Origin of the sequence: Cryobacterium sp. GrIS_2_6 (assembly GCF_035984545.1) — a bacterium.
GTDB lineage: Bacteria > Actinomycetota > Actinomycetes > Actinomycetales > Microbacteriaceae > Cryobacterium.
The window spans coordinates 3,416,097-3,428,515 of record NZ_JAXCHP010000001.1 but is presented as its reverse complement, the minus strand read 5'-3'; the positions used below and the strand labels follow the sequence as shown (position 1 = coordinate 3,428,515).

Below are 12,419 nucleotides of genomic sequence, written 5' to 3'. Positions count from 1 at the left end.
CGACCACCGACATTCTTTGAGCAAGGCTCAGGTCTGTGGAAACCCCTCCTGATCAGGCGCCTGGTGAGGAGAATCCGCTGGATCAGAAACGTCCGTGATCCGCGGGGCGGGGTACCCGGCCTCAGGCCTGACGGGGAGACTCCGCCATGAACTCGGCGAGTGTCGCCTCGATCGTGGCGAACGACCAGCGGAAGGCGGCCTCCCCGTCGCGCACGGCGAGCGCGTGCGCGAGCTCGTGGTGGCGGTGCGCCGACGGCGGCGTGTACGAGGTGATCGTGAACCGTTTTTCCTCTTCGCGGGTACGGAGCAGTGCGGCAACAGTGCTCGCGAAGTGCCCCATCACGGCATTTCCGGAGCCGCGCAGGATCAGGGTGTGGAAGTCGATGTCGGCCTCGAGGAAGCCGCGACCGTCACCGTCGCGGTCGGCGATGACCATTGCGTTCGCGGCCGCCTTGACCGCCGCGAGTTGCTCGTCCGTCATGGCATGCGCGCTGAGCCGGGCGGCGACGGGCTCGATTCCGAGGCGCATTTCAAGCATCTCGCGCATCTGGGTGAAGTACTCGGACCCGCGGCCACGCCAGACGATGATCTGCGGGTTCATCAGTTCCCAAGAGGTGCGGGGCAGCACCTGCGTTCCGACCCGCTGCCGCGGCTCGATCATTCCCAGTGACTGCAGAACCCGCATCGCCTCACGCAGCACCGACCGGGAGACCGCAAAGGTCTCACTGAGTTCGTCGAGGTTCAGGATGTCGCCGGGTGCGTAGCGCGCATCCACGATCGACTGGCCGACGGCATTGACCACCCGCGCGTGCAGGCCACCCACACGCTGGGAATCCGTGACGGTGCCGCTCTGCATCTGCACTTCTTTCCTTTGGCGTAGCCGGGAGGTCTCGGGGGCCCCACCGAGATCGTACCCACCACGCGGGCGTCGACGCGATTCGGGGGGTGGCGCGCTCGCACATCCTGTGCAACACTCAATTATCTGATTTATCAGACTATTGCTAATTTTTTGACGATGGGGTCGCAGAGACGCGGCCTCGGAATGGAATCTGAGATGAATCTCGCCCTTGCGGTTCAGACGGCCACACAGTCGGCGGTCCAGTTGGTCGTGCACGCGGCCGACCCGATCAAACCGGCCAGCGGTGACGCCCAGCTGATCATCGCGGCCGTCGTCGGCATCGCCGTCATCATCACCCTCATCACCTGGCTGCGCGTGCACCCGTTCCTCGCCCTCGCGATCGGCGCCGTCGGCGTCGGCGTCGGCGCGGGACTCGCCCCGAGCGCAGCCGTGACGAGCTTCAGCACCGGCTTCGGCTCGACGATGGCGAGCGTCGGCATCCTCGTCGGCTTCGGCGCCATGTTCGGAAAGCTGCTCGCCGACTCCGGCGGAGCCGACCGGATCGTCGACTCCCTCGTGAGCCGGTCGACGACCCGCACCCTGCCCTGGGTGATGGCGCTCATCGGCGGCCTGATCGGCCTGCCGATGTTCTTCGAGGTCGGCCTCGTGCTCCTGATCCCCGTGATCATCCTCGTCGCCCGCCGCAGCGGCCTCTCCCTGATCCGTATCGCGATCCCGGCCCTCGCCGGCCTCTCGGTCATGCACGGCCTTGTGCCGCCGCACCCCGGCCCCCTCGTCGCCGTGACGACCCTGGGCGCCAACCTCGGCCTGACCCTCGCGATCGGCGTGCTCATCGCCATCCCGACCGTCATCATCGCCGGCCCGGTCTTCAGCAAGTTCGCGGCCCGCTGGGTCGACGTGCCCGTACCCGCACTGTTCCTCACCACAGCCGACACCGGTGAAGTGACCCACAGCAAGCGCCCGAGCTTCTTCGTGACCCTGTGCGGCATCCTGCTGCCCGTCGTGCTGATGCTCGCCCGCTCGATCGCCGACGCCCTCGCGCCGGGGTCGACCGCGCCGCTGAACGCTGCGCTCGACTTCCTCGGCACCCCGATGATCGCCCTCGGCCTCGCCGTGATCTACGCCATGATCTTCTTCGCCCGTGGCGGCGGCATGACCCGTACCGCAGTCTCCACATCGCTCTCAGCCTCCCTGCCCCCGATCGCCGGGATCCTGCTCATCGTCGGCGCGGGCGGCGGCTTCAAGCAGGTCCTGATCGACACCGGGATCGGAACCGTCATCGCGAACGCCGTCGCCGGCAGCAGCGTCTCGATTCTGCTCCTGGCCTGGTTCGTCGCTGCGCTCATCCGCGTCGCTACGGGTTCTGCCACGGTTGCAACGGTGACCGCCGCCGGTATCCTCGCCCCGGTCGCAGCGACCCTCGGCGCAACGGATGTCTCGCTGATGGTTCTCGCCATCGGAGCCGGTTCGCTGTTCCTCTCGCACGTCAACGACGCCGGATTCTGGCTCGTGAAGGAATACCTGGGCACCACCGTCGGGCAGACCCTGAAGACCTGGACGATCATGGAGTGCCTCATCTCCGTCACGGGCCTCGCCGGCGTGCTCCTGCTGAACATCGTGATCTAGCGTGACCGGCACAGAACAGCTCTTCGAGAACCAGCAGCCCGTTCTTGTCATCATGGGCGTCTCCGGCTCCGGAAAGTCCACCGTCGCCGGGCTCCTCGCCGGCCAGCTCGGCTGGGACCTGGAGGAGGGCGACGACCTGCACCCGCAGGAGAACATCGACAAGATGTCGGCCGGGCATCCGCTCGACGACGACGACCGTGCTCCCTGGCTCGAGACGATCTCCTCCTGGATCATCGAGCACACCATGGCCGGCGTGCCCGGGATCATCACGTGCTCCGCGCTCAAGCGCAAGTACCGCGACGTGCTTCGCGAGCACAACGTGATCTTCGTGCACCTGACCCTGCCGACGGAGCTGATCCTGCGACGCCTCGCCACCCGGCAGGACCACTACATGCCGGTGTCGCTTCTCGACTCCCAGGTCGCGACCCTCGAGGCGCCCGGCGACGACGAACGCGCCATCACGATCGATGCGGGGCGTGCGCCTGCCGCGGAAGCCGCGGAGATCGTGCGACGCCTCGGCCTGACCCCGCGTCCCGGATCATCGAGTCTCGGCGCTCCCGACCCAGGGCAGTCGTCCGTGCACCCGGTCGCCGCGGTGGCCCGGAAGGCCAGGCCCTGACGGGCTTGCGCCGACCGCGCGACGCATCCACGCAAACGACCCCCGCTCAGCCGGGGGTCGTTTGTGCGTGCGGGCCACGTTTGTCAGGTTATTCACCCCCGATTCCGGTACGGTATGCGTGTGTCGCTTCGGACGGAGCGATTCATCGCATCCGCTTCGACCGGATGCCGGCAGCGGGAGACGAGATGAGGCTGGCAGGCTTCTCCGTCTCGTTGCACCCGCACCCTGCTCCCCGCACCGCTGGTCTCCGTACTGCGATCCTCGCGGCCCTCGCCCTCATCGCGGTCCTCGCCTGCGTGCTCTTCGCCCATGTCGGCGCCGACGGCCAGGATGTGAACGTGCCTGCAGCGGTCAGCCCGATGGCGACGTCCACCTCAGCGACCACCTCCCCGTCGGCATCCACCGTCTCCTCCGGCACCGTCGTCCCCGGCACCGTCCTCTCCGACACCGTCCTCTCCGGCACCGTCGCGCAGGCCGTGGCGCTCTCCGCTTCCGTCGCCGTGACCGCCACGGCAGCGGCGACCGGGATGGCCCGCACGATCGCGGCATCCGTCGGCCAGCGCGTGCTGTGCTTCGAGGGCAACTCCCTCGGCGGCGGCGCCATGGCCGCGATGTCCTGTTCTGTATTCCTCGTCCTCGGTAGCCTCCTGCTGATCGCGGGCGGCCCGTCGGCCCTCGGACTCCTGTTCGCGGCGGGCACTTTCGTGGTCGGCACCTTCCGCACCATCGCGCTGCACCTGCACCGCCCGAGCCTCACGCTGCTTTCCATCAGCCGCGTTTAGGCCGAATCCCGCTCCCGCGCTTCTCCGGCCCTCCCGCCGAACGGATGCGTTCCCCTGCCGTTTTCACCGGCACCCGCGGATTTCGACCCTGTGACCTGAATGGACTACTGAACATGTGCACATCTTCCTGCCCGACGATCCTGGAGCGGACGGGGACGGCGTCGTGAAACGCACCGGACTCTTCGGCAGGGGCGCGGCCCCTGCCGCTCCGACCGCATCCGCTGCGGCGGGCCGTCTCGGCGACTTCGGCTACCTCGAGCCTCGAGAGGTCTACCTCGACGCGGCCTGCCAGAGCCTGCGCCCGCAGCCGGTGATCGACGCCCTGAACGAGTACTACACCAGCTACAACGCCTGCGGCGGCCGGGTCAAGTACGCGTGGGGCAAGCGGGTCGACGAGGAAGTCGCGGCAACGCGGACCGCCGTACTCGCCAGGATCGGCCTCTCGGCGCGCAGCCATGCGGTCTCGTTCACCCTCAACACGACCTACGGCATCAACCTGCTGCTCCAACAGCTCCCCCAGGGCCGCTTCGGCCGGGTCGTGACGAGCCACGCCGAACACAACTCGGTCTTCCTTCCGACGATGACCGTCGCGAAACGGCTCGGCCTGCCGAGGCTCGTGCTCGACAGGGCCCCCGACGGCGCCCTCGTTTACGACCCCGCGCAGCTCGAACGCGCCGTCGTCGTCGTGAACGCCGCCTCGAACATCGACGGCAGCACCCTGACGAACCTCGCGGACCTCGTCCGCGACACCCACGCCCGCGGCGGCATCGTCATCCTCGACGCCGCCCAGGCGATGGCCCACGAGCACACGCTGCTCCGGGGGACCGACGCCGACGCCATCTGCTTCTCGGCGCACAAGATGTACGGGGCGAGCCTCGGCGTCGTCGTGACACGGATCGAGCTGCTGCGCTCCCTCGAGATCGGATTCGTCGGCGGCGGCATGGTGACGGATGTCCGCACAGACTCCTTCGACCTCGTCACGGACGACCTTGGTGCACTCCTCGAACCAGGCCTGCAGGCCTGGGGCGAGATCATCGCGCTCGGCCGCGCGCTCGACTGGCTCGGACACGTCCGCCCTGGCGGTCTGGCACCGCACGAACACATCGAGAGCCTCTCCGGCCGCCTGTTCGACGGCCTCAGCGCGATCCCCGGCCTCGTCGTGCTCAATCACGCCGCGAGCCCGGTCATCAGCGTCTACGCCCCGAAGCAGGATTCGCACCGACTCGCGGTGTTCCTCTCCCAGCAGCAGATCATGGTGCGCAGCGGCTACTTCTGCGCCCACCACGAGCTCAAGGAACAGCTCGGGCTTCCCCCGCTCCTGCGCTTCTCCCTCGGACTCCATTCCACTTCGGCGGACATCGACCGCGCACACGACGCCCTCGCCCGCCTCCTGAAAGGCCTTTCCTAAGTGTTCTGCATCGCAGCATTCATCGTTCTCCTGTTCATGGCGGCCATCTCGGCCCGCTATCGCAAATACCTCGCGAAGGCGTGGAACTGTACATTCCGCAGAATCACCTTCCGCCCGTGTGACACCACCTTCAAACAGGACATGAAGGACCACATGCTCGCCCCGATCGCCGCGCGCAGGCCCGGCCTGGTCAAGCCCGCGAGCATCGGCCTCGAGGTCGTCGCCGTCCTGATCATCCTGACGACCATCTGGAGCGGGTACGAGGTCGTCAAGAGCGGCGTCAACCTCTACGTCTACGGAACCTGCAACAAGCAAGACTCAGCGTCCTGCAGCCTCGGCGCCGAGGCATGCTCCATTCCGGACCAGACCCCGGGCTTCGGCGATTCCCTCGCCGCGTGGGACATCGTCGGCGCCTTCGGCAACGAGTTCGCGAGCCTCGGCGAGACCTTCTCCGCCATCCCGAGCCGGATGCAGAACTGGGACGCCGCGGCATACCTGCCCGCGGACGCGACCTACCTGAACCCCTACGACGCGAGCAAGAAGACCGCGATCGAGGTCATCGACCCCGGCTGCACCTACTGCCTGCAGCTCTTCAACAACATCGAGAAAGCCGGCTTCGGCGAGAAGCAGAACCTCAGCTACATCGCATACCCGATCCAGTCGGCGACCGGCTACAAGTTCAAGAACTCCCTCCTCGTCACCGAGCAGCTCGAGGCCCTGCGCCTGAACCCGCTTGAGGGCGCAACGACTCCGGTCGACTGGGAGATCCTGAAGCGCATCTACACCGAGAAGAACGACGCCGGGGTCTCCTGGCAGGTCTCGATCAACAGCATGGAGTCCGCGGACGCGAGTGCGCTTCTCCAGGGCTGGGAGCTCGAGTTCGGGCTCAGCCAGGCACAGGCCGACCACGTCGACCAGGTCGCGGCATCCGACCAGGTCACGCAGATCATCGCAGCCAACAAGAAGACGGTCGAGGAGAGTATCCACACCGTGAAGATCCCGACGATCATCTTCGACGGCCGTCGCCACGACGGCCTCGTCTCCGTCGGCGACCTGGGCTGACCCGGCCCGATCGTTCCACTCAGTTACGAAAAAAGCACCCTCACCGCGCGCGGGAGGGTGCTTTTTCCGTTTTTCAGCCAGCGGATGCCGGGGCTACGGCTTCCAGACCATCAGCACGACGATCGCCACGAGCAGCAGGCTTGCGACACCGGAGCCGGCGGCGATCCGCGGGTAGCCGGCGGCCTTGGCGCCGGCGGCATCCGTCGCGAGAGACTCTGCTGCGGCCTTGAGCGCCGGCACGACGAGGAACAGGTTGATTGCCAGCGCGATCACGTAGAGCACGAGGGACAGCCACACCCAGGTCGATCCGAAGGTCCAGGCGTCATCGGCCTCCTTGAGGCCGAGCGCCCCGAAACCGAAGATCGCGACCACGATCGAAAGCAACGTGAAGATGTTGACCGACTTCGCGAGGGTCGCAACGGGACCAGCCTGCCCCGCCCGGATGGAGCGCATTGCGGTCATCGGGAGGATGGCCATCGGCCCGACGATGAAAACGGCGGCGACGATGTGCAGGACGTTGATCAGAATATGCATGCCTACAGGGTAGAACCGTTCGGGTCAGGAGGAGTGCACAACGCCGGGGTGGTCCGCGGGGAGGCCATGGCGCTTTCCTGCGTGCAGCATCCGCAGGTTCTTCGTCTGCCAATCGTGCACGGCCTGGTGTTGCGGCTCGAGCGCGCGCAGCTCGGCGCAGGCCGTGACCTGGCGGCCGCAGGAGCAGAGCCGCGGCGTCGCCTCGTCGGCGTGGTGCAGCGTGCCGAGGCGCCAGAGCACGGCCATCGCCCAGTCGATCTGGTGCTGGGCGAGCTCGGCCCGCCGCTCGGCGCGCTTGACGAGGTCGGTCTCGAGGATGCCGCGGAGTTCCGTGCCCGGCGCGTGCTCGAAGTCACGGGCCGTGATCCGGCGAAGGTCGTCGACCTGGCCGGTCAGCCGGGCGATGGCGGCATCCTTCTCGGTGTCGCTCGCCTGCGCCTTCTCGGCGAAGCGCCTGTGCTTGTCCTGCTGCTCGGCGAACCGGCCGAGCCAGAGCTCGATGTGCTCGGCGTCGCGCCGCTCTGCCTTCTCTGCGCCGAGGTGGTGCAGGCACAGCGCGCAGACCACCTGGTCGCTCGCCGAACCGAAGGTGAACGGCTGCAGCGACCGGCAGCAGAAGCACTGGGCGAGCACGGGCACGTACAGGGGATACGAGTGGGTCACGAGAGGATGTCCTTGGTCACGAATCGGCCGTAGGCGAGTGCCCCGAACGCGAGGATGTAGCCGCCCTGAAGCAGCGCATTGGCCCCGAACGACGTCCAGTCGATCGGCTGCCGCAACAGGTCGGCGAAGTCGAGCCAGTAGTGGCTGAACAGCCATGGATGCAGCCAGTCCAGTTGCGGGAGCGCGTCGAGCACCTGGGCGGTCACCGAGAGCACGATCGTCGCGGCCATGGCCCCGACGGGCACCTCTGTCAGGGTCGAGATGAACAGCCCGATCGCCGAAAGGCCGAGCAGGGACACCGTGACGTATGCCGCGATGAGCAGCGACCGAAGTACGGACTCGCCGACCCCGATGGTGTCGCCGGAGAGCAGGGTGACCGGGCCGACCGGGAACAGGGCCGCGCCGATCAGTGCGCCGGAGACCGCGACGGTCAGGGTCGCTGCTATGCAGAAGGCCGCGGCGCCGGCGTACTTGACGAGCAACAGGCGTACCCGCCCTGCCGGGGCGACGAGCAGGTAGCGCAGGGTGCCGAGGTTCGCCTCGCCCGCCACGGTGTCGCCGGCGACCACCCCGACGGTCAGCGGCAGGAACAGCGGGATCGACACGATCAGGGCGGTGATCGCGACGAAGAGACCATTCTGGGTGATCCGGTCGAGGAAGGCCGGGCCGCGTCCCGGCGTGACGGGGCTGGATGTCAGCCGGACGGCGATGGCGATGAGCACCGGGATCGCGGCGAGCGCCGCGAGCATCGCCCAGGTGCGGCGGCGGCGGAAGAGCACGGTGAGTTCTGAGCCGAGGAGCGTGGCACCGGAGGCCCCACGCGGCCTGGCGACGGCGGTCGCGATCGCCGCGTGCCCGGTCGACTCCGGCACTGATGCGGCCGGCACCGATGCGGCCGGCCCGGTCGAGTCGGGCCCGGTCACGGCCGGCCCGGTCGCTGCCGGTTCCCTGGGATCACTGGGCGACATCGAAGCCCTCCCCGGTGAGTGCGACAAAACGTTCTTCGAGGCTCGCAGCCGCGACGGTGAAGCCGCGCACGCGCACTCCGGCGGCGACGAGGGCAGCGACGATGTCTTCCGGTGCCGGTGCGGCAGCGGTCAGGGCCGCGCTCAGGTGACCGGGAGCTCCCGCAGCCGAGACGAGCGTCACGGGAGTGAGTCCCAGCCGTTCGAGCACCCGCCTGGCCGCCGCGGCATCCGGTGTGTCGAGGCGCGCGTGCGCCTCGCCGGCGCCGCGCAGCTCGTCGAGGGTGCCCTGGGCCACGAGAGTGCCCGCGCGCATCACGGCGACGTGGCTGCACATCTGCTCGACCTCGGCGAGCAGGTGACTCGACACGAAGACGGTCGTGCCCTCCGCGGCGAGCGAGCGCACGAGGCTGCGCACCTCGCGGGTGCCCTGGGGGTCGAGCCCGTTGGTGGGTTCGTCGAGCACGAGCAGTTCGCGCGGCATCAGGAGCGCGTTGGCGATGCCGAGCCGTTGCTTCATGCCGAGTGAGTACGCGTGCACTTTCTTGCCTGCGGCGTGGGTCAGGCCGACGCGCTCGAGGGCGTGCTGCACCCGTCCGGCGCGGGTGGCCGCTGGCGCGCCCGGATCCGCGGTATCGAGCCGACGCAGGTTGGCGGCGCCGGAGAGGAACGGGTAGAACGCGGGCCCCTCGACGAGGGCGCCGACGCGCGGGAGCACCGCGCGCAGCGACCCGGGCATCGTCCGGCCGAGCAGGCTGATCTCCCCGCTCGTCGCGCTCGCGAGGCCGAGGAGCATGCGGATGGTCGTCGTCTTCCCCGAGCCGTTGGGTCCGAGGAAGCCGAAGACGGAGCCCGTGGGCACGGCCAGGTCGATGCCGGCGACGGCGGCCTGGCGGCCGAACTGTTTGGTGAGACCGTGGGTTTCGATGGCCAGTTCGACGGATGCGATGGCGGGGCTCACCCTCCCTCGGCGACGGCCTGGAGCCGCTCAGTCGGCACGGCGCCGGCGAAGACCCGCCCGTCATCGGTGAGCAGCACGCTCACGAGAGCGGTCGAGATCACGCGCCCGCCGGTCACGGCGGTTGTGAGCTCGCCGAGCAGCGGCGAGGAGGAGAGTTCGGCGGGAACGGATCCGGCCGGGAGTTCGACGACGGCGTCCCAGCCCGTGCCGTCCACACCGCTCGAGTGAACACTGACGCCCTCGAGGAACTTCTTCGCCTCCGCCTGCGCGGCCGCGTGCTGGTCAGCGGCATCCTTCTGGCCGAGGGACGCGGCATCCGGGAGGGCCTGCTCGGTCACGCTCGCGCCGGCGGGCGGCGAGAACGTGAAGAGCGAGGCATCCGGTGCCCCCAGCGTGAGTTCGGTGAAGGCGATCCGGAACGCCGGCTTCTCCTGCCCGCGGGCGGTGACCTCGACGGCGAGTGGCAGCCCGGTCTCCGAGTCGACCGAGATCGACACGGTTCCGACGAGGGTGCCGGCGGTCTTCGGGGTGAGCACGAGGTCGTAGACGCTCCGACCCGCGACGCTGCCGTCCGTGCCGACCGATACCGTCGTGCTCGGGTCGACCGCGGCGAGGAACTTCGCGGCGAGCTGCTCCGGCGTGGCCATGCCGCCGTGGGTGGTCGCGTCCGTGTCCGCGGCGTCCGTCGCCGGCAGGGTCACGTGCGTTGCAGAGTTGTCCTTCGAGTTGTAGAGCCAGACGTCACTGCCGTTGCGCACGAGGTCGCGTTCGGCGAGGTTGTCGAGCACCTGCAGGCGGATGTTGTCCGGCCCGTTGAGGTAGACCCGCCCGGTGTGCGAGCCGGTCAGGAGTTCGAGCGGGGAGGCGGCGCCGGCGTTCCCGCTCGCGGTCGGCCCGGTCGTCGGCAGCTCGGGCAGGCCGAGCTCCGAGGTCTGTGCGATGGTTCCGGAGAGCGCGTCGACGGTGCTGGTGCCGACGAGGGCGAGCACCTGCGCAGGCGTCTTGTCTGGCAGGTCGACGGCTGCACCCGCGGTGAGGGGGACGGCGAGCGCGCCGACGGCGATGACGGCGGGGATGACGATGGCCGGAAGCCACTTCATGAGGTTTCGGGGAGTCATGAGAACGACCCCTGAGTGTCGCGATTCATAGTCAGATCCTACGTCCGTCCGGGACGGCTCGCACGGCCGCGGGCAGGCAATCCGGGCGCGCTGGGCGAACTCCCAGCACGCCGGGTCCGCTCACGGCGTGGGGGCGAGCGCGCGCAGGTCCTTCCGCAGGATCTTGCCGGACGTGGACTTGGGAATGACGTCGATGAAGGCCACCTGCCGCACCTTCTTATGGGGCGCCACCCGCTCGGCGACGAAGGCCATCACGTCCCCCGGCAGGAGCACGTGGCCGGGAAGCACGACGACGAAGGCCTTGGGCACCTCCTGGCCGTCGGCATCCGGTGCGCCGACGACCGCGGCGTCGGCGATCGCCGGGTGGCTGAGCAACAGGGCCTCGAGTTCGGCCGGCGCGACCTGGTAGCCCTTGTACTTGATCAGCTCCTTGAGGCGGTCGATGATCCTCACGTAGCCCTCCGCGCTGATGGTCGCGATGTCGCCGGTGTGCAGGAAACCGTCCGCCTCGAGGATCTCCCGGGTCGCCTGCTCGTTGCCGAGGTAGCCGAGCATCACGTTCGGGCCGCGCACGAGCAGTTCGCCCGGTTCGCTCACTCCGATATCGGGAATGACGATGGCGAGGCCGGTCTCCGGGTCGACGAGCTTGCACTCGATGTTCGGGAGGGCGAGGCCGACGACGCCGTGCGGGATGTCATCGCGGCCCCGGGGCATCGCGTGCGAGATCGGGCTCAGCTCGCTCATGCCGTAGCCCTGGCGCACCTGGCAGCCGAGGCGGTCGGCGACGGCATGGGCGAGCGAGGCGTCGAGTGGCGCGGCGCCGGAGAACAGGGTGCGCAGGCTCGACAGGTCGTAGTCGTCCACGAGCGGATGCTTCGCGAGGGCCACGGCGATCGGCGGCGCGATGAACACGTAGGTGGCCCGGTAGTCCTGGATCAGCCGGAGGAATTCCGGGAGCTCGAAGCGGGCCATCGTGATGACCGTCGCGCGGGCCGCGAGGGCGATGTTGAGCAGCACCGTCATCCCGTAGATGTGGAAGAACGGCAGCACGGCGAGAACGCGGTCGTCCGGGGTGCCCTCGAGCACCGGAATCGCCTGGGCGACGTTGGCCACGAGGTTGCGGTGGGTGAGGATGACACCCTTCGGCCTGCCGGTGGTTCCGGAGGAATAGGGAAGCACGGCGACGTGGGTGGCCGGGTCGAAGACGACGACCGGTGCGGGGTGACCCTCGAGGATGAGGTCGGCGAGGGACAGTCGCGTGCCGTCGTGGTCGAGCAGGGCGACGGCATCCGCTGCCAGGCCGGCAAGCGCGGCCGCCTCGCTCGCCTGGGGCAGGAACGGCGTGACGGTGAAAAGCAGCCGTGCCTGCGAGTCGCGCAGCTGGGAGGCGATCTCGGCGGCGCCGTAGAGCGAGTTGATGGTCGTCGCGGTCGCGCCGGAGCGGAGGATGCCGTGGAACATGATCGCGAAAGCTGTCGAGTTCGGGGCGTGCAGAGCGACGACGTCTCCGAGGCCGATCCCCCGGGCAGAGAGGGCACCGGCAACGGCGTCGATGCCGGCCACGAGCTCGCGGTAGCTCGTCGGCACACCGGTGGCCGCGTCGATCATGGCGGTGCGGTCCCTGTCCTCCTCGGTGATCGAGCCGAACAGGTAGTCGTAGACGCTGAGGTCGGGAATCTCGACGTCGGGGTGCGTGCTGGCGATGATCATCGGTATCTCCTTCGATACGGTGTGCGAGCGGGGCCGGGTGCGGGGCAGGTGTATATCGGGATTGGCATGGAGGGACTCAGGCATATCGAAGCCAGGCATTTACCCGTTCGAG

At 68.7% G+C, this 12,419-nt stretch carries 12 protein-coding genes; 5 read left to right on the top strand and 7 right to left on the bottom strand.

What is annotated here, in order from left to right; all coding sequences use genetic code 11:
* Nucleotides 1-121 precede the first annotated feature (121 nt).
* Complete coding sequence (locus tag RCH22_RS16640) at nt 122-856, bottom strand: FCD domain-containing protein (RefSeq protein WP_327015557.1); 735 nt, start codon at nt 854-856, stop codon at nt 122-124.
* A gap of 198 nt (nt 857-1,054) precedes the next feature.
* Between RCH22_RS16640 and RCH22_RS16635 the strand changes: the two genes are divergently transcribed.
* The 5 genes from RCH22_RS16635 (at nt 1,055) to RCH22_RS16615 (ending at nt 6,356) form a co-directional block, all read left to right on the top strand.
* Nucleotides 1,055-2,485, top strand: coding sequence for a gluconate:H+ symporter (locus RCH22_RS16635; RefSeq protein ID WP_327014772.1), 1,431 nt, complete (start codon nt 1,055-1,057; stop codon nt 2,483-2,485).
* A gap of 1 nt (nt 2,486) precedes the next feature.
* Nucleotides 2,487-3,104 (top strand): gluconokinase, encoded by a 618-nt coding sequence (locus RCH22_RS16630; RefSeq protein WP_327014771.1) that lies wholly within the window; start codon nt 2,487-2,489, stop codon nt 3,102-3,104.
* A 185-nt stretch (nt 3,105-3,289) separates the two neighbouring features.
* On the top strand, nt 3,290-3,886 hold the full coding sequence (locus tag RCH22_RS16625; RefSeq protein WP_327014770.1) for a hypothetical protein: 597 nt from the start codon (nt 3,290-3,292) through the stop codon (nt 3,884-3,886).
* 115 nt (nt 3,887-4,001) lie between these two features.
* Complete coding sequence (locus tag RCH22_RS16620) at nt 4,002-5,294, top strand: aminotransferase class V-fold PLP-dependent enzyme (protein ID WP_327014769.1); 1,293 nt, start codon at nt 4,002-4,004, stop codon at nt 5,292-5,294.
* Entirely contained in the window at nt 5,295-6,356 is a 1,062-nt protein-coding gene (locus tag RCH22_RS16615) for a hypothetical protein (protein ID WP_327014768.1), read from the top strand.
* 93 nt (nt 6,357-6,449) lie between these two features.
* On the opposite strand, the gene RCH22_RS16610 is transcribed toward RCH22_RS16615, so the two are convergent.
* The 6 genes from RCH22_RS16610 to RCH22_RS16585 form a co-directional block, all read right to left on the bottom strand.
* Complete coding sequence (locus RCH22_RS16610; protein ID WP_327014767.1) at nt 6,450-6,890, bottom strand: DUF2269 family protein; 441 nt, start codon at nt 6,888-6,890, stop codon at nt 6,450-6,452.
* Nucleotides 6,891-6,914: 24 nt separating this feature from the next.
* Nucleotides 6,915-7,553, bottom strand: coding sequence for a hypothetical protein (locus tag RCH22_RS16605; protein WP_327014766.1), 639 nt, complete (start codon nt 7,551-7,553; stop codon nt 6,915-6,917).
* Nucleotides 7,550-8,521, bottom strand: a complete 972-nt coding sequence (locus RCH22_RS16600; RefSeq protein WP_327014765.1) for an ABC transporter permease — start codon at nt 8,519-8,521, stop codon at nt 7,550-7,552. The genes RCH22_RS16605 and RCH22_RS16600 overlap by 4 nt, the downstream gene beginning before the upstream one ends.
* A complete protein-coding gene (locus RCH22_RS16595) occupies nt 8,508-9,479 on the bottom strand; it encodes an ATP-binding cassette domain-containing protein (RefSeq protein WP_327014764.1) in 972 nt (323 codons plus the stop codon). Before RCH22_RS16595 ends, RCH22_RS16600 begins: the two co-directional genes overlap by 14 nt.
* The gene (locus tag RCH22_RS16590; protein WP_327014763.1) at nt 9,476-10,597 is read right to left on the bottom strand and encodes a DUF2092 domain-containing protein; all 1,122 of its coding nucleotides are present in this window, start codon (nt 10,595-10,597) and stop codon (nt 9,476-9,478) included. The genes RCH22_RS16595 and RCH22_RS16590 overlap by 4 nt, the downstream gene beginning before the upstream one ends.
* 120 nt (nt 10,598-10,717) lie before the next feature.
* On the bottom strand, nt 10,718-12,307 hold the full coding sequence (locus tag RCH22_RS16585; RefSeq protein ID WP_327014762.1) for an AMP-binding protein: 1,590 nt from the start codon (nt 12,305-12,307) through the stop codon (nt 10,718-10,720).
* Between the last annotated feature and the right edge of the window lie 112 nt (nt 12,308-12,419).